This is a genomic window from Stagnimonas sp. FW305-C-60, assembly GCF_058782965.1.
This window is the reverse complement of sequence record NZ_JBYSYF010000002.1, coordinates 1076142-1096671: the sequence shown is the minus strand read 5'-3', so window position 1 is coordinate 1096671 and position 20530 is coordinate 1076142. Positions and strand designations below refer to the sequence as shown.

Sequence of the window (20530 nt, the reverse complement as noted above, 5' to 3'; positions counted from 1 at the left end):
TCCTCGTTCGAACGCCGGCGAATCATGGCGCCGCGGCTCCGGACGCCAAGATTGGCGGTGGTCATCGCGGTGGCCGCCTATCATGGCGGCCTCGAAACCCGTCGCCTGCGAACTCCGCCATGCCCCGCGCCGTTGCCCTGCTGTTGCCCCTGCTGCTGCTCACCGCCATGACCTCCACCGCCTGCCGCCGCAGTGAAACACCCGTGCCGCCCGCAGCCGAGGCGCAGGCTCCGGCCGCGCCCAAGCTCGATCTGCATCGCGATCTCGCCTCTTACGCCAATGTCGAGGCGCTGCGGCTCTCGGCACTCAAGCTCGACCTCGCGGTGGACTTCGAGCAGCGGCGCCTGATCGGCAGTGCCGAGCTGAAGCTGCAAAGGCTGGACGCCACCGCGAAGGAGCTGGTGCTCGATACCCGCGCGCTGGAGATCGCCGAGGTGCAGGCGGCGGTGGGCGAGGGCGCCTGGCGGGCCACCAGCTTCAAGCTCGATGCCGCCGACCCGGTGCTGGGGAGTGCGCTGCGCATCGCCCTGCCGGCTGGCGCCGACCGTGTGCGCATCGCCTACCGCACGTCGCCCGAGGCCAGCGGCCTGCAATGGCTGGCGCCGGTGCAGACCGCCGGCAAGAAGCAGCCCTTCCTGTTCAGCCAGTCGCAGACCATCCACGCCCGCAGCTGGGTGCCGCTGCAAGACACGCCGGGCGTGCGCTTCACCTACGAGGCGCGCATCCGCACGCCGAAGAACCTCCTGGCGGTGATGGGTGCCGAGAACGAGCCAAACGCGGTGCTCGACGGCGACTACAGCTTCCGCATGCCGCAGCCCATCCCCTCGTATCTGCTGGCGCTGGCGGTGGGCGAGCTGGGCTTTGCCAGCACCGGGCCGCGCAGCGGCATCTATGCCGAGCCCTCGATGCTGGAGATGGCGGCGCGCGAGTTTTCCGACACCGAGAAGATGATCGAGGTGGCCGAGAAGTTGTACGGCCCCTACCGCTGGGGCCGCTACGATCTGCTGATCCTGCCGCCCAGCTTCCCCTTTGGCGGCATGGAGAATCCGCGCCTCACCTTCGCCTCGCCAACCGTGATCGTCGGCGACAAGTCGCTGGTCTCGCTGGTGGCGCACGAGCTGGCGCACAGCTGGTCCGGCAACCTGGTCACCAATGCCAGCTGGCGCGACTTCTGGCTCAACGAGGGCTTTACCAGCTATGTCACCAACCGCCTGATGGAGGCGGTGTACGGCCGCGAGCGCGGCGACATCGAGCGGGTGCTGGAGGCCGAGGAGCTCAAGCGCGACCTGCCCGGCGTGCCGGAGGCGCAGCGCACGCTGGCCGGGCCGCCGCAGGCGGGCGACCCCGACAACTTCGCCGGCGTGGTCGCCTACAACCGCGGCTCGCTGTTTCTCTACAACCTGGAACTGGCGTTTGGCCGCGAGCGCTTCGACGCCTTTCTGCGCGAGTGGTTTGACCGCAACGCCTTCGGCAGCCGTATCACCGAGGACTTTCTCGCCTTTCTCGACGAGCGCCTGCTCAAGCCGCACCCGGAACTATTCGCCCCGGAACTGGCGCGCGACTGGATCTACCAGCCGGCGCTGCCGGCAACGACGCAATTCCCGGCTTCCGACGCCTTCGACAAGGTGGCGCAGGCGCGCAACGACTGGCTGGATGGCCGCATCAGCGCCAAGCAGTTGCCGAGCGCCGCCTGGAGCGTGCTGCACTGGAGCTACTTCCTCGACGGCCTGCCGGAGCGGGTGAGCAGCGCGCAGCTCGCCGAGCTGGACGCCGCCGCCCATCTCACGCCCAGCCAGAACCGTTTCCTGCTGCGCAGCTGGCTGCCGCTGGCGATCCATCACGGCTATGGCGCCGCCGACGAGGCGGTGCGCGCGCACCTGCTGACGGTGGGGCGCATGTACTACATCAACCCGGTCTACCGCGCCCTGCTCAAGACCGAGGCCGGCCGCGCCCGCGCCAAGGCGATCTATGCCGAAGCGCGCCCGGGCTATCACCCCATCGCCCAGGCCAGCATCGACAAGCTGATCGCCGAGGCGGACGCCAATGCTGACGCTGACGCCAAGGCGGCGACCCAACCCTGATGCGCATCGGCGTCATCTCCGACACCCACGGCCTGCTGCGGCCGCAGGCGCTGGCGGCGCTTGAGGGCAGCGAGTTGATCCTGCATGCCGGCGACATCGGCGCGCCCGAGGTGCTGGCGGCACTCGAGGCCATCGCGCCGGTCGCGGCGGTGCGCGGCAACAACGACACCGAGCCCTGGGCCGAGGCGCTGCCGGAAACCCGGGTGGTCGAGGCCGGCGGGCTGCGCTTCTACCTGCTGCACGACTTGAAGACGCTGGCGCTCGATCCGCTGGCGGCGGGCTTCGACGCGGTGCTCAGCGGCCACTCGCACAAACCCTTGGCGGAAACCCGCGCGGGGGTGCTCTATCTCAACCCCGGCAGCGCCGGCCCGCGCCGCTTCCGGCTGCCGATCACGCTGGCGCGGCTGCGGCTGGCCGAAGGGCGCATCAGCAGCGAGTTGCTGCACCTTGATTGAGCGGCGGCCGTCTCCAACCTGAGAGGGGCGGGGTGCCTCCTCGCAGAGGAGTCGCCATGCCGCTGTCCTTTCCGCTGTCCGTACTCGATCTGGTGCCGGTGCCGGAGGGCGGCAGCGCCGCCGAGGCCCTGCGCCGCACGGTGGAGCTGGCCGGTCTCGCTGAGCGCCTGGGCTATGCGCGCTACTGGTTTGCCGAGCACCACGGCATGCCCAGCGTCGCCAGCGCCGCGCCGGAAATCCTCATCGGCCACGTCGCCAGCGCCACCACGCGCATCCATGTCGGCGCCGGCGGCATCATGCTGCCCAACCACGCGCCGCTGAAGGTGGCGGAACTGTTCCGCACCCTGGCGGCCCTGCATCCCGGCCGCATCGACCTGGGCCTGGGCCGCGCGCCCGGTTCCGACGGCATGGCCAGCCGCGCGCTGCACGCCAGCGATGGCCACGAATTCCCGGTACAGCTCACCGAGTTGCAGGCCTTTGGCGGCACTCGCGCCTTCCCTGCCAGCCATCCCTATCGCGCCATCCAGCCCATGCCCGGCGATGCGCCGCTGCCGCCGATCTGGCTCCTGGGCTCCAGCGGCGCCAGCGCGCAGTGGGCGGGTTCGCTGGGCCTGGGCTACAGCTTTGCCAGCCACTTCAGCCCGACGCCGGCGGGGCCGGCGTTCCGCGCCTATCGCGACAGCTTCCAGCCCTCCGCCGCTTTCCCGCGGCCGCATGCGGTGCTGGGGCTGGCGGCGGTCTGCGCCGAGACCGAGGCGGAGGCCGACCGACTGGCCGCGACCATGGACCTCGCCTGGCTGCGTATCCGCCGTGGCGAGTTCCTGCCGCTGCCCAGCCCGGAGACGGCGCTGGCCTACCCCTACAGCGCGCAGGAGCGCGAGGTGCTGCGCGAGTACCGCAGCCGCACCCTGGTTGGCACCCCGGCGCAGTTGCGCGCCGGCATCGAGCAGCGCGCGCGCGACAGCGGCGCCGACGAGGTGATGATCACCAGCAATCTCTACGATCACGCCGCGCGGCTGCGTAGCTACGAGCTGCTGGCGCAGGTGTTTGCGGCTTAGCGGGGCTGTTGTCCCCTCCCCTGCGTAGCGGGGGAGGGCCAGGGAGGGGGCGGCTCGTCGCAGGTGCAGAGGTAGGCGTTGAGGCACGCCCCCACCCCAACCCTCCCCCGCCTGCGGGGGAGGGAGTAGATGCATGAGGCGAGTCGGGTGCGCGCTCGGCGGCTGAGGCCGCTGGCCTGTGGCGCAGCCCTCCGTCGCCTTCGGCGCCACCTCCCCTACCAGGGTAGGGGAGGCAATAGGCGGGCTCGCGCCTTGGCGGAACTCTTAATTCCCTCCCCTGCGTAGCGGGGGAGGGCTAGGGAGGGGGCGGTTCGTCGCAGGTGCAGAGGCAGGCGTCGAAGCACGCCCCCACCCCAACCCTCCCCCGCAGGCGGGGGGAGGGAGTGAAGACGCTAATCGGGTGCGCGTTCGGAGGTCTTCTCACCCGGCTGAGGCTGTGGCTCGGCGACAAAGCACAGCACCTGCGGCGCCTCGGCCCGCGACAGCCGTTGCAGGGGCAGCGCCTGCGCGCTCCATTCCAGCCGCAGGTCGGTGCGCGCTCCGGCTGGCAAGGCCAGGGCGGTCGCCAGCTCGGCTTCATCGACCAGGCCTTGCGCGCCTTGCAGATGCGCCAGCAGCCACTCGGCTTCCTGATCGCTGAGCGCCGCCGGGCCGTGCTCGGTGGCGAGCCAGAGCCCGCCATCCTCGTCCAGCCAGCCAGCGCTGGGCGATTCGACGGCGAGGCCGTTGTGCGTGCGCAGCGCCTCGCCCTCGGCGTGCAGCACCAGCGGCGCGGTTTCCAGTTGCACATAGCCGCGCTGCGGACCGTTCTGGAAATACCAGCGGCCGTGTTCGTCAGCAGCGTAGTTGCGGTCGAAGGTGTCGATGATCTGCGGCCGGCTGATCAGCTCGCCACGGATGCGCCAGCGGCCGCGCCGGTCCAGCGACAGCCAGCCGAACAGCGCCGGCACGTTCGGCCAGCGCGCCATCGCGCGTAATGCCCAGTCTTCCATCGCGGCTCGTCCTTCAGGCTTGCGCGGGCATGGTGCAGAGCCGCGCGCGGGCGGGCAAGCCGGCGCGTCCGCCCGGCGTCCGCCCGGCGTCAGCTAGGCGCGCCTGCGACCGCGCCAGACCGCCGCCAGCGCCAGACCGGCCAGCAGCAGGGGCGGCAGGCCGCCGCCGGAACTGCCGCCACTGGAGCCGCCGCCAGAGCTGGAACCGCTGACGGCTTTCAGCTGCACGCCGCGGGTGCCGGTCGGCTCCCAGACATCGCCGGGGCCGAGATTGGAGGTGACGCGGCCGGCGATGCCGGGGCAGCCGTGCTCGAAGCTCGCGGGGTTGCCGCGCTCCTCCGGCGTGGTGCCGTTGCCGCGCGCGTCGATGGCGGCGCGCAGCAGGTCGGTGTTGTTGGTGAAGATGCCGTCCACGCCCAGCGCCAGCATCAGGTTCATCTGCGCGCTGTCGTTCACCGTCCAGGTCTGCACGTCGTGGCCGTTGGTGTGAAAGGCGGTGACCGCCAGCGGGTAGAGCAGCAGCAGCGCGGAATTGGGGATGTAGAAGTCGATGTAGTCCGGGCCGCTGCCGGTAAGCAGCCAGGGCAGGGTGGTCTGGTCCGGCACCGAGAACAGGAAGCCGGTGGGGATGCTCGGCGCCAGACCGCGCATGCGTTCCAGGCTGCCGGCATTGAAGCTCTGCAGCACGATGGTCGAGGACTGCACATTGCCATTGGCGAGATCGCCGGTGGCGATCAGCCCCTTGCGGGTGAGCAGGTCCACCATCACCTGCTCGGCGCGTCCGCCGGCGGAGTCCTTGGTCTCGACATGGAAGCGCATCTTCGGGTTGATGCGCAGGTAGCAGTCGAGCTGCTCCTCGAAGGGCACGATGCGGGCGCCGACGTATTCCGGCTTGGCCAGCGTCGGGTTGGCCTCGTTGAACCAACTGCCGAAGTCGAACTGCCGCAGCTCCGCCAGGGTGAAGCCATCGACCCGGCCGCTGCCGTTGCTGGTGCGGTCGATGGTCTCGTCGTGGATGCACACCGGCACCTCGTCCTTGCTCAGGATCAGGTCGCACTCGAGCATGTCGGTGTCCTGCTCGATGGCGAGGTCGTAGGCGTTGAAGGTGTGCTCGGGCGCGTAGGCCGAGGCGCCGCGGTGGGAGATGGCGATCTGCGCGGCCTGCGCCGGCAGGGCAAGCGCCAGCAGCGCCGGCAGGAGGTAACGCGGCATGGGGGGAAGTCCGAAAAGAAACTGTCACGAGCTTAGGCGGTCGATGTGAAACGCCCGTGACCTTTAAGCTAGCCGGATGCTCAGCAAATTTATCGACTATCTCCGGCTCTGCCGCCTGCACAAGCCGGTCGGCATCTGGCTCCTGCTCTGGCCCACGCTCTGGGGCCTGTGGTTCGCGGCGGAAGGGCCGCCGCCGGTCAAGGTGCTGTGGATCTTCGTGGTCGGCACGGTGCTGATGCGCTCGGCCGGCTGCGTGATCAACGACGTGCTCGATGCCGATTTCGATCCGGGCGTGGAGCGCACCAAGGACCGCCCCATCGCCGCCGGCCGGGTGAGCCGCCAGGAGGGCGTGCGGGTGTTCGTGGCGCTGGCGCTGATCGCCTACGGGCTGGCCACCAAGCTCAACACCCTCACCGTGCTGCTGGCGATCCCGGCGGCGCTCTTGGCCGCCAGCTATCCGCTGATGAAGCGCTGGATCGCCCTGCCGCAGGCCTACCTGGGTCTGGCCTTCTCCTGGGGCATCCCGATGGCCTACGCGGCGGTGCGCGACGAAGTGGACTGGGGCCCGGCGCTGCTGCTGATGGCCGCCAATGTCTGCTGGGTGATCGCCTATGACAGCTACTACGCCATGGTCGATCGCGACGACGACCTGAAGCTCGGGGTGAAGTCCTCGGCGGTGTTCTTCGGTCGCCACGATCTGCTCGCCACCGGCCTGCTGCAGGCGCTCGCCCTGGCGCTGCTGGCGCTGGCCGGCGCCGAGCGTGGCGCCTGGTACTTTGCCGGCCTGGGCCTGGCGGCGCTGATCGCGGCCGGCCTGCAATGGCTGGCGCGCAGCCGCAGCCGCGCCGACTGCTTCCGCGCCTTCCAGCTCAGCCACTGGCTGGGGCTGGCCGTATTTCTGGGCCTAGTGCTCGACTACCGCTACGGCTGATCCCATGCGCCTGCTGCCCATCTCGCTCTTGCTCACCTGCCTTTTGGCACTGCCCGGCTGCGCCAGCCATCTCGGCCGGCCGGAGGCGCCGGCCAAGCCGGAGGTGCATACCCGCTACCAGATCGCGCGCGACGTCATCTACTCGCCGCCCGGCTGGCCCGAGGTCCTGAAGGCCGACATCTACACGCCCGACCCCGGTCCGCGCTCGATCATGTTCCCGCCGCTGCACTGGCCGGCGGTGCTGCTGATCCACGGCGGCGGCTGGGAAGGCCCGGACCGTCGCGAGCTGATGGCCTCCATCGCCGAGCGTCTGGCCAAGCGCGGCTATGTGGTGATGAACGTCAACTACCGCTATGCCCCGCAGTACCACTGGCCGGCGCCGTTCGAGGACTTGCAGGAGGCCCTGAAGTGGCTGCGCGCCCACGCCGAGCAGTACGGCGTGCGCAGCGACCGTATCGCGAGCTTCGGTTATTCCGCCGGCGGTCATCTGGCGGCCATGCTCGGTGCGCTGGGCAATACTGCGGAAACCCGGGTGCAGGCGGTGGTGGCGGGCGGCACCGCCAGCGATCTGCGCAAGGTCGCCGAGCACCCCCTGGTGCTGCAGTTCCTGAACGGCAACCAGCAGACCTTTCCGGAGCGCTACCACGCCGCCTCGCCGATTCTCCAGATCAAGCCCGGCGATCCGCCGGTGTTCCTCTACCACGGCGGCATGGACGGCCTGGTGAAGCTCGATCAGGCCGAGGACTACCACCGCGCGCTGGACGCCGCCGGGGTGCCCAACGAGCTTTACGTCCTGCGTGGCCGTGGCCACATCGGCGCCATCTTCACCGACGGCGGTGCGGTGGACGCGGCGCTGGAATTCCTCGATCGGTGGCTGCGCTGAAGCCAGCACTCTGGCTGTTGCTGCTGGCGGCGCTGGCCGCGCCGGCCTGGGCGCAGGTGGAGGCGCCGGAAACGAGAGCGCCCTCGGAAGGCAAGGTGACCTATCGCGTCCTGCGCGATCTCAGCTACACCCCGCGCGGCTGGCCGCAGACCTTGAAGGCTGATGTCTACCTGCCGGATACGCCCGGCCTGCGGCCGGCGCTGCTGCTGATCCACGGCGGCGGCTGGGCGCAGGCCGAGGGCAGAAAGAGCATGGCCGGCATCGCCCGCGGCTTTGCCGAGCGTGGCTACGTGGTGGTCAACCTCAACTACCGGGTGCTGCCGGACTGGCGCTTTCCGGCACCGCTGGAAGACCTGCGCGTCGCACTCAAGGCCTTGCGCGCGCAGGCTGACGAGTACCGCGTCGATCCCGAGCGCATCGGCGCCTTCGGCTATTCCGCCGGCGGCCATCTGGCGGCGCTGCTGGGCGCGGTCGGCGAGAGCCCGGAAACCCGGTTGCGCGCGGTGGTGGCCGGTGGCGCGCCGGCCGATCTGCGCCGCTACCCGGAGCAGCCGGCGGTGCTGAATTTTCTTGGCGGCCAGCTGAGCCTGCTGCCAGAGCGGGTGGCCGCCGCCTCGCCGGCGCTCAACATCGACGCCGGCGATCCGCCGGTGTTCCTCTACCACGGCGCGCGCGACGAGCTGGTGCCGCTGGCCGACGCCCAGGCCTATCACCGTGCCCTGCTGGCGGCCGGCGTGCGCAGCGAGCTCTACGTGGTGCCCGGCGGCGATCACGCGCGCAGCGCCACCGAGCTGGGGGCGATGCTGGCGGCGGTGGAGTTCCTGCGCCGCGAGTTGCGGCCCTAGCGCCGCGCGCAGCGACCCACGGGTGGCGGCGCCAGGGCTTCCAGTGGCACCGCCTGGGCCATCACGTAGAAGCCCGCCGAGGTCGGGTGCAGCAGGTCGGGCGAGTACAGCAGCGGATGCGGCCGGGTCGCGTCCAGCGGACTGCCCATCACCGCGTCGAAGTCGGCGATGCCCTCGACGCCGCCGTCGCTGCGGATGCGCGCATTCACCCACTGGCGCTGCTCTTCCATGCTCGCGCGATCCCAGCCGAACAGCAGGTCGTCGCGCGGCATCAGGGTGCCCAGCACCACGCAGAGGCCGGCGGCATGGGCGCGGTCCACCAGTCTGCGCAGGCCGGCGTAGAGCGCCTCGCCGGAAACGCCCGAGGTGAGGTCGTTGGTGCCCTCGAACAGCAGCAGGCCGCGCACGCCGGAGCGGTCCAGCGCATCGCGCTGAAAGCGGTCCTCGGCGGCCGGACCCTTGAACAGCTCGCCTTCGAGTATGCCTGCGCGGGTGACGGTATTGCTGTTGATGCCCTGGTTGAGCACGCCCATGTTGGCGCTCAGCGCGTCCAGCCGCGCGGCGAGGAAGTCGGGCCAGCGGGTATTGGTCTCCGGCACCTCGTAGGCGCCGTCGGTGATCGAGTCGCCGAGCATCACCAGGCTGCCCGGCGAGTCGGGCGCGTGGACATCGACGCCGCTCAAAAAGAACCAGCCCAGGCTGGTCTGGCCGAACAGCAGGCCCGTGGCGTCGGCGGTGCGGTCGCCGCTGCCCGGCAGGCTCACGTAGTTGAGTCCGAAGGACACCGCATGCCAGGTCATCGGCCCGCTCTCGCCGACCACGTGGAAGGACACCGCGAGGTCTTGCCCGTAGTCGTAGGCGAAGTCGAGGGGATCGCTGATCGCCTCCGCGCCCGGCGCGATCAGCACGCGCGGTTGGCCGGCGAAGAGCACCGGCTTGGCGCTGCCGGGCAGCAGTGCCGGGCCGGCGGCGCGCAGCGCCACACTGACTGGTTCCAGGTGCAGCGGCCGGCCGCCCATCAGATTGGAGAAGCGCAGCCGCAGGCGCTGCCCACCGAGCGTGGGGTGCACCACCATGCGGAAGCTCTGCTCGCGCGCCTGCTGGTTTTCGAACAGGGTGATGGCGCCCAGCGGATCGACCGGCAGCACGCTGCTCAGCGGGCCTTGCGGATAGGGGCCGTAGGGCGCGGCCGACCAGGCGCCGACCCAGCCGGCTTCGTGGAGGCTGGCCTGGTAGCGGGCTTGATCGGCGGCGCCGTCCTCGCCGCCGGCGCAGGCGGCCAGCAGCAGGCTCAACAGTCCGGTGGCGACGGCGCGCCGGGCGAGACGAAACTTCATGGACTCCTCCACGGCTTCTAAGGAGCCGTTGTTCAGTCGCGAGCTTAGCGGCGAGGTCCACCGCGGCAAGTGGCAGAGCTAATTTTTCCCCAGTACGGCAGTTGCCCTGGGTGCTCTCCGGCGAGGATATTGCAAGCCGCATTCGGCCCTATCGCCAGCAGGCAGTCGGCGGCGCTGGGCCTTTCTCACACACAAGCAGTTGCGAACAGGGCGAAGACATGAAGCGGCGCACGGTGCTGTTGGGTTTGGGTGGTCTGGCCCTGGCGGGCGGATACGCGGCGCGGCCGAAGGACCAGGGCGCGCCCTATGACGACTACTTCCGTACCCTCAATGCCGAGCTGAAGGCCAATGGCCCGATGCGCCCCAGCCTGGTCATCGACCTCGACCGTCTCGATCACAACATCGACCTGGTCGCCGCCTCGGTGAAGAAGCAGCCGGGCCGGCACTACCGCATCGTCGAAAAATCGCTGCCCTCGCCGAAGCTGCTCGAATACATCGGCAAGCGCGCCGGCACCAACCGGCTGATGTCCTTCCACCAGCCCTTTCTCAACCACGACGCCGAGATGTTTCCCGGCGCCGACCTGCTGCTCGGCAAACCGCTGCCGGTGCGCTCGGCGGAGCTGTTCTACAAGACGCTCAAGGGCCCCTTCGACCCGGCTCGCCAGTTGCAGTGGCTGATTGACACGCCGGAGCGCGCCGCGCAGTACCTCGATCTCGCCAAGGGTCTGGGCACCCGGCTCAAGCTGAATCTGGAACTGGATGTCGGCCTGCACCGCGGTGGCCTGTCGGCCGGCCTGCCGCTGGCCTATGTCCTCAAGCTGATCTCGGAGCATCCGGAGCAACTGGAGTTCGCGGGCTTCATGGGCTACGACCCCTTCGTCGCCCTGGTGCCGGGCGCGCTGGGCACGCCGGAGGAGCTGCTGGTCAAGGTGATGGCCCGCTATCAGGCGGCGGTGGACCAGACTCGCCGGGACTATCCCGGCCTCTGGAAGGAGGGGCTCACCCTCAATACCGCCGGCAGCCCCACCTACAAGCTGCACGAGACCGAGACCCTGAGCAACGACATCTCGGTGGGCACCGGCCTGCTCAAGCCCAGCCACTACGACCTCGCCACCCTGGCCGACCACCAGCCGGCGGTCTACATCGCCACCCCGGTGCTCAAGGCCACCGGGCCGGTGCAGATTCCGGCGCTCGATGAGAAGTCACGCATCTTCTCCTGGTGGGACGTCAACCAGCGCCAGACCTATTTCATCTACGGCGGCTACTGGATGGCCGACTACGAATCGCCCAAGGGCCTGCAGTTCAATTCCATCTACGGACACAGCTCCAATCAGGAGATCGTCAACGCCTCCGCCTCGGCGGGCTTGCAGGTGGACGACCAGGTGTTCTTCCGGCCGACCCAGGTCGAGGGCGTGCTGTTGCAGTTCGGCGATCTGCTGGCGGTGCGCGGCGGCAAGATCGTTGATCACTGGCCGGTGTTCAGCGGCTGATCCTTGGAGTTTGTCGACCCTGCATGCAGGGGCGATGTCGCGTGAGCGACAGAGGGGTTTTCCGCTCGGAGGCGGAACCCCTCCGACGCCTTCGGCGCCACCTCCCCTACAGGGTAGGGGAGGCTAGGTCTGCCGTCCTCACTGGCTGCCTCCCAGCGGTTGACGCGCCAGCGCCCAGGCCTCCACCCGCGCCGCTCCGGCGGCCTTGCAGGCGCGCGCCAGCTCGTCCAGCGTCGCACCGGTAGTCATCACATCGTCGAGCAGGGCCACATGCAGGCCGGCGACCTCTTTGCCGACCGCGAAGGCGCCACGCAGATTGAGCCGGCGCTGGGGCGCGCTCAGGCCGATCTGGTCGGGTGTCGCCCGTAGCCGCCGCGCCAGCATCGGAGCAACCGGGATGTCCAGCCGCTTGCCGAGCTGGCGAGCCAGTTCCTGCGCCTGGTTGTAGCCGCGCCGCCGCAGCCGGCCAGGGTGCAGCGGCACCGGAATCAGTCGCTGCGGCAGCGCTGCCTGGCGCTGGCGCAAGGCAGTCGCCAGGCTCTCGGCCAGCCAGCGCGCCTCGTGAAAGCGGGCGCCGTACTTCAAGCCCTGCAGCGCCTGGCTGCCGGGCGTTGCGTAGCGGAAGGCGGCGAAGGCGGCATCGAAGGCGCGCGGCTTGTGCTGGCAGGCCGGGCAGGGCAGGTCCGGCAGTGGCGCGGGCAGGGCGCAGCCGGGGCAGGCGGGCTGGTTCCAGGGCAGGTCGGCCTGGCAGGCGGCGCAGACCGGAGCAGCTCCGGCCTCGCCACAGAATTGGCAGTGGGCGGGTAGCAAGCCGTCAACCAGCGAAGTCCAGTTCAAGTTGACAGCCTCCCGTTCTGCTGCCGACACTGACGCTCACTGTAGGCCTGGAGGCTGGCCTCCGCCTACAGTCAGGCTGCGGGGCGCTGAGGCGCAATCCGCAATCCAATCCGCAATCCGCAATCGAATCATGGCCGCCGACGCTTCCTCCGTTCCTGCCTCCCAGCCCGCCCTCCGCCACGACTGGACCCGCGCCGAGGTCGAGGCCTTGTTCGCGCTGCCGTTCAACGACCTGCTGTTCCAGGCGCAGAGCCTGCACCGGCAGTACCACAAGCCGAACAGCGTGCAGCTCTCGACCCTCTTGTCGATCAAGACCGGCGCCTGCCCCGAGGACTGCGCCTACTGCCCGCAGTCGGTGCGCTTCGAGACCGGCCTGAAGAAGGAGCCGCTGCTCGACGTCGAGGTGGTGCTGGAAGCCGCCCGCGAAGCCAAGGACAACGGCGCCACCCGCTTCTGCATGGGTGCCGCCTGGCGCAGCCCGAAGGACCGCGACCTGGAGCGCGTCGAGGCGATGGTGCGTGGCGTGAAGGCCCTGGGCCTGGAAACCTGCGTGACCCTGGGCATGTTGAAGCCGGCGCAGGCCGAGCGCCTCGCCGGCGCCGGGCTCGACTACTACAACCACAATCTCGATACCTCGCCGGAGTACTACGGCAAGATCATCTCCACCCGCACCTACGAAGACCGCCTCGACACGCTGGCCAATGTCCGCGCGGCGGGGGTGAAGGTCTGCTGCGGCGGCATCGTCGGCATGGGCGAGGAGCTTTCCGACCGCGCCGGCCTCTTGCAGCAGCTCGCCAACTTAAGCCCGCACCCGGAAAGCGTGCCGATCAACGATCTGGTGCAGGTCGCCGGCACGCCGCTGAAGGGCGCCGATTCGCTGGGCGGCATCGAGTTCGTGCGGGTGATCGCGGTGGCGCGCATCCTGATGCCGGCCTCCTACGTGCGGCTGTCCGCCGGCCGCACCGCGATGAGCGACGAGACCCAGGCCCTGGCCTTCTTCGCCGGCGCCAACTCGATCTTCTACGGCGAGAAGCTGCTCACCACCGAGAACCCGCAGAACGGCCGCGACCGCGCGCTGCTGGTACAGCTGGGCATCCAGACCGAGGGCGCGGTGGCGCCTACGGCTTCTGCCGAAGCGGGCGCCAGTTGCGGAGCCGGTGCGGCGGCGGCATTGACCTCCTGCTGCGGCTGAGACGAATCGCGCCCGCGCCACGGCGCCGGGGTCAGCAAGGAGAGCGTGAAAGTGGATGGAGCCTCTGCGGTGGAGTCGCCTCTGGACCGGCGCCTGGCGGCGGAGCTGGAGCAGATCCGCGCCGCCGACCTGTACCGGCTGCGGCGCATCGTCGATGGCGGCCACGGCGCGCGCATCGTTGTCGACGGCCGCGCCTGCCTGAATTTCTGCGCCAACGACTACCTGGGCCTGGCCGGCGATCCGCGCCTCGCGGCGGCCGCGCGCAAGGCCCTGGAGCAGGGCACCGGCAGTGGTGCGGCGGCCTTGGTGTCGGGCTACAACCGCGAGCACGCGGCGCTGGAAGAGGAGTTGGCGGATTTCCTGCGCCGGCCGCGCGCCCTGCTGTTCTCCTCCGGCTGGGCCGCCAATCTCGGCGTGCTGCGCGCCCTGCTCGGGCGCGAGGACGTGCTGATCGCCGACGAGCTCAACCACGCCTCGCTGATCGACGGCGGCCGGCTGTCGGGCGCGCGCTATGTCCGCGTCGCCCATGCCCAGGTCGCCGCCTACGCGCGGGCCTTGGAGGCGCCGCTGCCCGAGCCCGGCTCGCTGAGGCTGGTGGCCACCGACAGCGTCTTCAGCATGGATGGCGATCTGGCGCCCTTGCCCGAGTTATCGAGGCTGGCGACAGGCCACGGCGCGGCGCTGATGGTCGATGACGCCCACGGCTTCGGCGTGCTCGGCGCCAGCGGGCGCGGCGCGCTGGAAGCCAGTGGCGCCGAGGCCGACATTGTCATGACCGGTTTCGGCAAGGCGCTGGGAACCGCCGGTGCGGCCATCGTCGGCAGCGAAACCCTGATCGAATACCTGATCCAGCGCGCCCGTACCTGGGTGTTCTCCACCGCGCCGCCACCGGCCCTGGCCGCCGCCACCCGCGCCTCGCTGGCCCTGGTGCGTGGCGAGGACGGTGCGGAGCGACGACAGCGGCTGCGGGCGCTGATCGCCCGCTTCCGCGCCGGTGCTGCCCAGTTGGGCCTGCCGCTGTCGGACTCCGAAACCGCGATCCAGCCGCTGGTGCTGGGCGAGGCGGCGCGGGCACTGGCGGTGTCGCGCGCGCTCTACGAGCGCGGCTACTGGGTGGCGGCGATCCGGCCGCCGACGGTGCCGGCCGGCACCTCGCGGCTGCGCATCACCCTCTCCGCCGCCCACGCCGAGGCCGAGGTCGATGGCCTGCTGGCGGCACTCGCCGAGGCGCTGGCGGCGGCGTGAGCGCGGTGGCCAAGTCCCAGACCCTGTTCGTCACCGGCACCGACACCGATGCCGGCAAGACCTATGTCGCCAGCGCCCTGCTGCGCCGCCTGCGCAGCGAGGGGCTGAAGGTCTGCGGCTACAAGCCGCTGGCCTCCGGCTGCATCGAGACGCCGGAGGGCCTGCGCAGCGAGGACGCGCTGGCGCTGATCGCCGCCAGCGGCAGCACCGCCGCGTACCAGGACGTCAATCCCTATGCCTATGGCCCGGCCATTGCCCCGCATCTGGCGGCGGCGGAGCGGGGCGAGCGCATCGAGCCCGCGCGCCTGCGGGCGGCCCATGCCCGGCTGGCGGCGGAGCACCGTCTGGTGATCGCCGAAGGGGCGGGGGGCTGGCTGACGCCGCTGGGCGCGGACCTCTGCCTGGGCGACTGGGTGGCCGCCGAGGGCTGGCCGGTGCTGCTGGTGGTGGAGCTGCGGCTGGGCTGCCTCAATCACGCCCTGCTGACGGCCGAGGCGATCCGTCGCCGGACCCGGCTGACCGGCTGGGTTGCCAACCTGCGCGACCCGGACCTGCCCCGGCTACAGGGCAATCTGGAAACCCTGGAAAACTTCCTGGGTGCCCCACTGTGGCAGCAGCGGCCAGGGGGGGCGGCGCCGGAAAACCTGCTGCCGCGGCTACTCCCGCCCTTGGAAGCCAAGCCCTCGCTGCTCTAAAATGCGGCGGCTTTGTGGCTGCGGTATTTTCCGCAGGTACTGCAAGGCGAATCCCATGCATGTCTCGGACACCCGTCTGGTCATCGGCCCCAATGCCTCGCTGAGTCCGCGCCAGGCCCTGGTTTTCATGGCCCTGGTCAGTGCGGCGGCCTTGCCGGTGGCCATCGGATTCGCGTTGCAGGGCTTGTGGCCTATCCTGCCGTTCGCGGGTTTGGAGTTGGGCGCGCTGGGTCTGGCGCTGTGGGTGAGCCTGCGGCGCAACCGCTATCGCGAGGTCATCGACTTCGAGGCGGATCGGGTGCGGGTTGGCTACGGCTGGATGCAGGCGGGAGCGGTGGCGCAGATCGACTGGCCACGCGCCTGGACCCGCGTCGAGTTGCTGCCGGGAGGTAACCGGCACCAGCCCAGCCAGCTGTGCTTGCGGCAAGCGGGGCAGATTTTGCGGCTGGGGCGCTGCCTCACCGATGAAGAACGCGAGCGGCTGCATCGCCGCCTGAAAGAATTGCTGCCGCCGGTGTGGACCTACACGCCAGCGGGGGAGTCGGAGCAGTCGCCGACGCAAGAGGTCTTAACTGGAGGTTAGTGGGATGTCGATGACGAAGTGGATGCGGTCCCTGGTCGGTCTTCTGGCCGGCACGTTCGCCAGCGCGGTCGCGCACGCGGAGACGGCCCGGTCGCAATACAACCTGCCGGTCGGTGCGACCGACATCAGCGCCCAGGTGCACTGGCTGCACATGCTGATTCTCGGCGTGGTGACGGTGATCGGTGTCGGCGTGTTCGGCACCATGATCTACTCGATCATCAACCACCGCCGCAGCAAGCATCCCAAGCCGGCGGACTTCCACGAATCGACCACGGTCGAGATCATCTGGACCATCATCCCCTTCTTCATCCTGATCGGCATGGCGGTGCCCGCCGCCGGCACCCTGATCAAGATGGAAGACACTCGCAATGCCGAGCTGACCGTCAAGATCACCGCCTTTCAGTGGGGCTGGAAGTACGAATACGTGGGCCAGGACTACGAGTTCGTGTCGATGCTCGCGCCGGAATCCAACCACGCCCGCCAGCTGGGCGCCAACAAGACCCCGGCCGAACTGGCCCAGGTCGATGGTGGCAACTACCTCTGGGAAGTCACCAACCCGCTGGTGCTGCCCACCGGCAAGAAGGTGCGCTTCCTGATCACCGCCCAGGACGTGATCCACGCCTGGTGGGTGCAAGACCTGGCGATCAAGAAGGACGCCATCCCCGGCTACATCAACGAAGCCTGGACCAAGATCAACGCCCCGGGCACCTTCCGTGGTGTCTGCGCCGAGCTCTGCGGCCGTGACCACGGCTTCATGCCGATCGTGGTCAAGGCGCTGCCGGAAACCGAGTTCAACACCTGGCTGGCCCAGAAGAAGGGCGTGGAAGTGGCTGCCGTGGCACCCACCGCGCTGACCGAAGCCGCGCCGGCCCCGGTCGCCGCCGCCGAGCCTGCCGCTGCGGCGCCGGTGGAAGTGGCCGCCGCGGCGCCCGCGCCGGCTGCTCCGGCTGCTCCGGCTCCGGCCGCCGCCGCCAAGGCCTTGTCCAAGGACGAGCTGATGGCGCAGGGCAAGAAGGTCTACGAGGCCAACTGCCAGGCCTGCCACCAGCCCACCGGCGCCGGCCTGCCGCCGAATTTCCCCACCCTGATCGGCTCCAAGGTCGCCAACGGCGACGCCAAGGCGCATGTGTCGCAGGTGCTCAACGGCAAGCCCGGTGGTGGCGGCATGATGCCTCCGTTCAAGCAGCTCTCCGACGCCGATGTCGCGGCGGTGGTCACTTTTGAACGTCAGTCCTGGGGTAACAAGGGCTCGGTTGTGCAGGCTTCCGACGTGGCGGCGCTCCGCTAGTTAAGCCCCGCTGGTCCCCCCGTTTCGAGAATTGCAGGAGTTTCGCCATGGCCCACGCCCACGCTCACGAAGGTCACGATCACCACGGTCCCGACAAGGGGATCATGCGCTGGATCAAGACCACCAATCACAAGGATCTGGGCACGCTGTACCTGTGCTTCGCCTTCATCATGTTCTTCATCGGCGGCCTGATGTCGCTGGTGATCCGCGCCGAGCTGTTCCAGCCCGGCCTGCAGTTCGTGGATCCGGAGTTCTTCAACTCCATGACCACCATGCACGCCCTGGTGATGATCTTCGGCGGCGTGATGCCGGCCTTCACCGGTCTCGCCAACTGGATGGTGCCGATGATGATCGGTGCCGGCGATCTCGCCCTGCCGCGTGTCAACAACTGGGGCTTCTGGATTCTGCCCTTCGGCTTCGCGATGCTGCTGTCGACCTTCTTCATGGCGGGTGGCGCGCCGGCAGGTGGCTGGACCATGTACCCGCCGCTGGTGCTGCAGACCGGTAACGCCTTCCCGATGCTGATCTTCGCCGTGCACTTGCTGGGCATCAGCTCGATCACCGGCGCGATCAACGTCGTGGTGACCATCCTGAACATGCGCGCGCCGGGCATGACCCTGCTGAAGATGCCGCTGTTCGTCTGGACCTGGCTGATCACCGCCTACCTCTTGATCGCCACCATGCCGGTGCTCGCGGGTGCTGTGACCATGCTGCTGACCGACAAGTATTTCGGCACCAGCTTCTTCACCGCTTCCGGTGGTGGTGACCCGGTGCTGTTCCAGCACATCTTCTGGTTCTTCGGCCACCCCGAGGTCTACATCCTGATCCTGCCGGCCTTCGGCATCGTCTCGACCATCATCCCGACCTTCGCCCGCAAGCCGCTGTTCGGCTATGCCTCGATGGTCTACGCCACCGCCTCGATCGGCTTTCTGAGCTTCATCGTCTGGGCGCACCACATGTTCACCGTCGGCATGCCGCTGGCGGCGGAACTGTTCTTCATGTTCTCCACCATGCTGATCGCCGTGCCCACCGGCGTGAAGGTGTTCAACTGGGTGGCGACCATGTGGCGCGGCTCGATGACCTTCGAGACGCCGATGCTGTTCGCGCTCGGCTTCGTGTTTCTGTTCACTCTCGGTGGCTTCTCCGGCCTGATGCTGGCGGTGACCCCGGTGGACTTCCAGTACCACGACACCTACTTCGTGGTCGCGCACTTCCACTATGTGCTGGTGCCGGGCGCGGTGTTCTCGATCATCGCCGCCGTCTACTACTGGATCCCGAAGTGGACCGGCCGCATGTACAACGAGAAGCTCGGCAAGCTGCACTTCTGGCTGTCGGCGATTTTCATCAACCTCACCTTCTTCCCCCAGCACTTCCTGGGTCTGGCCGGCATGCAGCGCCGCGTTCCCGACTACAACGTGATGTTCACCGACTTCAACGTGGTGTCGTCGATCGGTGCCTTCGCTTTCTTCATCAGCCAGTTCATCTTCATCGGCAACATCCTGTCCTGCATGTTCGGCAAGCGCGACGGCAAGGTGCCGGAGCGGGTCTGGGAAGGCGCCCACGGTCTGGAGTGGACGGTGGCCTCGCCGGCTCCCTACCACACCTTCGAAGATCCGCCGCTGGTCGGTGACAACGGTGAGCCGGTGGCCGCCGGCCAGGCTGCCGCCAAGGCGCACTGAACGCCATGAACCAACCCTTGCCGCAGCAGGATCGTGAGCAGGCCCGGCGCAACCTGCGCCTGGCTCTGGTGCACGTCGTGCTGGCCCTGGGCTTTCTGGCCGGCTTCGTCTGGATCACCGTCGCGCAGCGCCAATGAGTGAACCCACCGGCTCCGCCGAAACCGGCCGTCGCAAGCGGCGCAGCGTCTGGGAACTGGCGCTGCTGACGGCGGCGATGTTCGGCTTCGGCTTTGCCATGGTGCCGATGTACAACGCGCTCTGTGAGCTGACCGGGCTCAACGGCCGCGACAAAGGCATGCAGCTGGTGTCCAGCGTGCAGGAGCAGCCGGACCTGAGCCGCGAGGTCACCGTGCAGTTCCTGACCGTGGTCAATGGCGGGCGGGAATGGCTGTTCAAGCCGGCCGTATCGGAAATGAAGGTGCATCCGGGCCAGCTCTACACGGTCAGCTTCACCGCCGAGAACCAGCTGGATCAGGACGTGGTGGGGCAGGCGGTGCCGGCGGTGACGCCGGGCAAGGCCGCCAAACACCTGAAGAAGACCGAATGCTTCTGCTTCAACCAGCAGCCGTTCAAGGCCCGCGAGGCCAAGAACATGCCGGTGCGCTTCATGCTCGACCCGGAGCTGCCGGCCGATGTCCACACCGTCACGCTGTCGTACACGTTTTTTGATGTCACCGAACTGGCGCAGCGCAGCGCCAAGCCGAATGGCTGAGCCGCGCAGACTCAGACGCTAGAATTCGCCGCACAACTTTTCATCAGGTCTCAAACAGGGAATCGCCATGTCCAGCCCCGCTCCGGCCAACGGCCAACAACGCTACTTCGTCCCCGACCCGAGCGCCTGGCCGTTCATGCTCACCGCTGGTCTGGTGACGCTGATCATCGGCGTCTGGTCCTCGCTGGAAGACAAGAACCTCGGCCCCTTGCCCTACTACCTGGGCGGCGGCTTCGCGGCCTTCGTGATCTTCCGCTGGTTCCGTGGCATCGCGCTGGAGAGCGAGGGCGGCAAGTATTCCAAGCAGGTGGACATGACCTATCGCATGGGCATGGCCTGGTTCATCTTCTCCGAGGTGATGTTCTTCGGCGCCTTCTTCGGCGCCCTGTACTACGCCCGCGAAGTGGCTCTGCCCTGGCTCGGCGGTGAAGGTGCCAAGGGTGTCGCCAATCTGCTGTGGTCCGGCTTTGAAGCCTCCTGGCCGTCCAACGGCCCGGCCAATTTGGGTGGCTACTACGAGACGGTGTCGGCCTGGGGCCTGCCCTTCATCAACACCTGCCTGCTGCTGTCTTCCGGCGTGACCATCACCTTTGCCCACCATGCGCTCAAGGACAACAAGCGTCTGGCTTGCATCCTCTGGATGTGGGCGACGGTGGCCTTCGGCGTGGTGTTCCTGTACTGCCAGGCGGTGGAATACATCCACGCCTACCACGCCCTGAACCTGACGCTGCACAGCGGCGTCTACGGCTCTACCTTCTTCATGCTCACCGGCTTCCACGGCATGCATGTGACGCTGGGCACGCTGATGCTCACCGTCATCACCATTCGCCTGATGCTCGGCCACTTCAAGCCGGACTCGCACTTCGGCTTCGAGGGCGTGGCCTGGTACTGGCACTTCGTGGACGTGGTCTGGATCGGCCTGTTCGTGTTCGTCTACGTGCTCTGATCGAACGCCTGGACGCGAGAAAGCCCGGCACTGCCGGGCTTTCTTGTTGGCGCAGTTTCCAAGTCTGGA

General features: G+C 68.8%; 20 protein-coding genes. 16 read left to right on the top strand and 4 right to left on the bottom strand.

The genetic code is table 11. The annotated features are described in order from the left end of the window. Positions 1 to 119 precede the first annotated feature (119 nt). Genes AC3WT6_RS11875 through AC3WT6_RS11865 form a run of 3 tightly spaced genes read left to right on the top strand, consistent with a single transcriptional unit; the run spans position 120 to position 3594 of the window. Positions 120 to 2081, top strand: a complete 1962-nt coding sequence (locus tag AC3WT6_RS11875) for a M1 family metallopeptidase (RefSeq protein ID WP_492653783.1) — start codon at positions 120 to 122, stop codon at positions 2079 to 2081. Further along, on the top strand, positions 2081 to 2536 hold the full coding sequence (locus AC3WT6_RS11870) for a metallophosphoesterase family protein (protein WP_492653782.1): 456 nt from the start codon (positions 2081 to 2083) through the stop codon (positions 2534 to 2536). Before AC3WT6_RS11875 ends, AC3WT6_RS11870 begins: the two co-directional genes overlap by 1 nt. A gap of 56 nt (positions 2537 to 2592) precedes the next feature. Then, the gene (locus AC3WT6_RS11865; RefSeq protein ID WP_492653781.1) at positions 2593 to 3594 is read left to right on the top strand and encodes an LLM class flavin-dependent oxidoreductase; all 1002 of its coding nucleotides are present in this window, start codon (positions 2593 to 2595) and stop codon (positions 3592 to 3594) included. Between the two features lie 392 nt (positions 3595 to 3986). On the opposite strand, the gene AC3WT6_RS11860 is transcribed toward AC3WT6_RS11865, so the two are convergent. Together AC3WT6_RS11860 and AC3WT6_RS11855 are read right to left on the bottom strand one after the other, a co-directional pair. Continuing rightward, positions 3987 to 4586 (bottom strand): DUF2946 family protein, encoded by a 600-nt coding sequence (locus AC3WT6_RS11860; protein ID WP_492653780.1) that lies wholly within the window; start codon positions 4584 to 4586, stop codon positions 3987 to 3989. Between the two features lie 93 nt (positions 4587 to 4679). Next, on the bottom strand, positions 4680 to 5798 hold the full coding sequence (locus AC3WT6_RS11855) for a glycerophosphodiester phosphodiesterase (protein WP_492653779.1): 1119 nt from the start codon (positions 5796 to 5798) through the stop codon (positions 4680 to 4682). Positions 5799 to 5874: 76 nt separating this feature from the next. On the opposite strand from AC3WT6_RS11855, the gene ubiA reads away from it, so the two are divergent. The 3 genes from ubiA to AC3WT6_RS11840 are packed head-to-tail and all read left to right on the top strand — an operon-like array spanning position 5875 to position 8457. Beyond that, a complete protein-coding gene (ubiA, locus tag AC3WT6_RS11850) occupies positions 5875 to 6729 on the top strand; it encodes a 4-hydroxybenzoate octaprenyltransferase (RefSeq protein ID WP_492653778.1) in 855 nt (284 codons plus the stop codon). A 4-nt stretch (positions 6730 to 6733) separates the two neighbouring features. Then, entirely contained in the window at positions 6734 to 7612 is an 879-nt protein-coding gene (locus tag AC3WT6_RS11845) for an alpha/beta hydrolase (protein WP_492653777.1), read from the top strand. Next, on the top strand, positions 7600 to 8457 hold the full coding sequence (locus tag AC3WT6_RS11840) for an alpha/beta hydrolase fold domain-containing protein (RefSeq protein WP_492653776.1): 858 nt from the start codon (positions 7600 to 7602) through the stop codon (positions 8455 to 8457). The genes AC3WT6_RS11845 and AC3WT6_RS11840 overlap by 13 nt, the downstream gene beginning before the upstream one ends. Here the strand turns inward: AC3WT6_RS11840 and AC3WT6_RS11835 are convergent. After that, the gene (locus AC3WT6_RS11835; RefSeq protein WP_492653775.1) at positions 8454 to 9794 is read right to left on the bottom strand and encodes a GDSL-type esterase/lipase family protein; all 1341 of its coding nucleotides are present in this window, start codon (positions 9792 to 9794) and stop codon (positions 8454 to 8456) included. The genes AC3WT6_RS11840 and AC3WT6_RS11835 overlap by 4 nt on opposite strands. Before the next feature lie 218 nt (positions 9795 to 10012). On the opposite strand from AC3WT6_RS11835, the gene AC3WT6_RS11830 reads away from it, so the two are divergent. Then, the gene (locus AC3WT6_RS11830; protein ID WP_492653774.1) at positions 10013 to 11284 is read left to right on the top strand and encodes a DSD1 family PLP-dependent enzyme; all 1272 of its coding nucleotides are present in this window, start codon (positions 10013 to 10015) and stop codon (positions 11282 to 11284) included. A gap of 138 nt (positions 11285 to 11422) precedes the next feature. Here the strand turns inward: AC3WT6_RS11830 and AC3WT6_RS11825 are convergent, their stop codons facing one another. Continuing rightward, positions 11423 to 12121 (bottom strand): ComF family protein, encoded by a 699-nt coding sequence (locus AC3WT6_RS11825; RefSeq protein WP_492653773.1) that lies wholly within the window; start codon positions 12119 to 12121, stop codon positions 11423 to 11425. A 130-nt stretch (positions 12122 to 12251) separates the two neighbouring features. Here AC3WT6_RS11825 and bioB point away from each other — a divergent pair, with 130 nt between their 5' ends. The 9 genes from bioB (at position 12252) to AC3WT6_RS11780 (ending at position 20461) form a co-directional block, all read left to right on the top strand. Continuing rightward, positions 12252 to 13313: a biotin synthase BioB gene (gene bioB / locus AC3WT6_RS11820; RefSeq protein WP_492653772.1), complete on the top strand. Its 1062-nt coding sequence runs from the start codon at positions 12252 to 12254 to the stop codon at positions 13311 to 13313. 45 nt (positions 13314 to 13358) lie between these two features. Further along, positions 13359 to 14558: an 8-amino-7-oxononanoate synthase gene (gene bioF, locus AC3WT6_RS11815; protein ID WP_492653771.1), complete on the top strand. Its 1200-nt coding sequence runs from the start codon at positions 13359 to 13361 to the stop codon at positions 14556 to 14558. A gap of 5 nt (positions 14559 to 14563) precedes the next feature. Beyond that, entirely contained in the window at positions 14564 to 15253 is a 690-nt protein-coding gene (gene bioD / locus AC3WT6_RS11810; protein WP_492653770.1) for a dethiobiotin synthase, read from the top strand. Between the two features lie 55 nt (positions 15254 to 15308). Beyond that, the gene (locus tag AC3WT6_RS11805) at positions 15309 to 15836 is read left to right on the top strand and encodes a DUF2244 domain-containing protein (protein WP_492653769.1); all 528 of its coding nucleotides are present in this window, start codon (positions 15309 to 15311) and stop codon (positions 15834 to 15836) included. A 10-nt stretch (positions 15837 to 15846) separates the two neighbouring features. Next, positions 15847 to 17124 carry a cytochrome c oxidase subunit II gene (gene coxB, locus AC3WT6_RS11800; RefSeq protein WP_492653840.1) on the top strand — a complete coding sequence of 426 codons (1278 nt, stop codon included), beginning with the start codon at positions 15847 to 15849 and terminating at the stop codon, positions 17122 to 17124. A 47-nt stretch (positions 17125 to 17171) separates the two neighbouring features. Next, a complete protein-coding gene (ctaD, locus tag AC3WT6_RS11795; RefSeq protein WP_492653768.1) occupies positions 17172 to 18803 on the top strand; it encodes a cytochrome c oxidase subunit I in 1632 nt (543 codons plus the stop codon). A gap of 5 nt (positions 18804 to 18808) precedes the next feature. Further along, positions 18809 to 18940, top strand: coding sequence for a hypothetical protein (locus AC3WT6_RS11790; protein WP_492653767.1), 132 nt, complete (start codon positions 18809 to 18811; stop codon positions 18938 to 18940). Then, complete coding sequence (locus tag AC3WT6_RS11785) at positions 18937 to 19515, top strand: cytochrome c oxidase assembly protein (RefSeq protein ID WP_492653766.1); 579 nt, start codon at positions 18937 to 18939, stop codon at positions 19513 to 19515. The genes AC3WT6_RS11790 and AC3WT6_RS11785 overlap by 4 nt, the downstream gene beginning before the upstream one ends. Before the next feature lie 67 nt (positions 19516 to 19582). After that, positions 19583 to 20461: a cytochrome c oxidase subunit 3 gene (locus AC3WT6_RS11780; RefSeq protein ID WP_492653765.1), complete on the top strand. Its 879-nt coding sequence runs from the start codon at positions 19583 to 19585 to the stop codon at positions 20459 to 20461. Positions 20462 to 20530 lie beyond the last annotated feature (69 nt).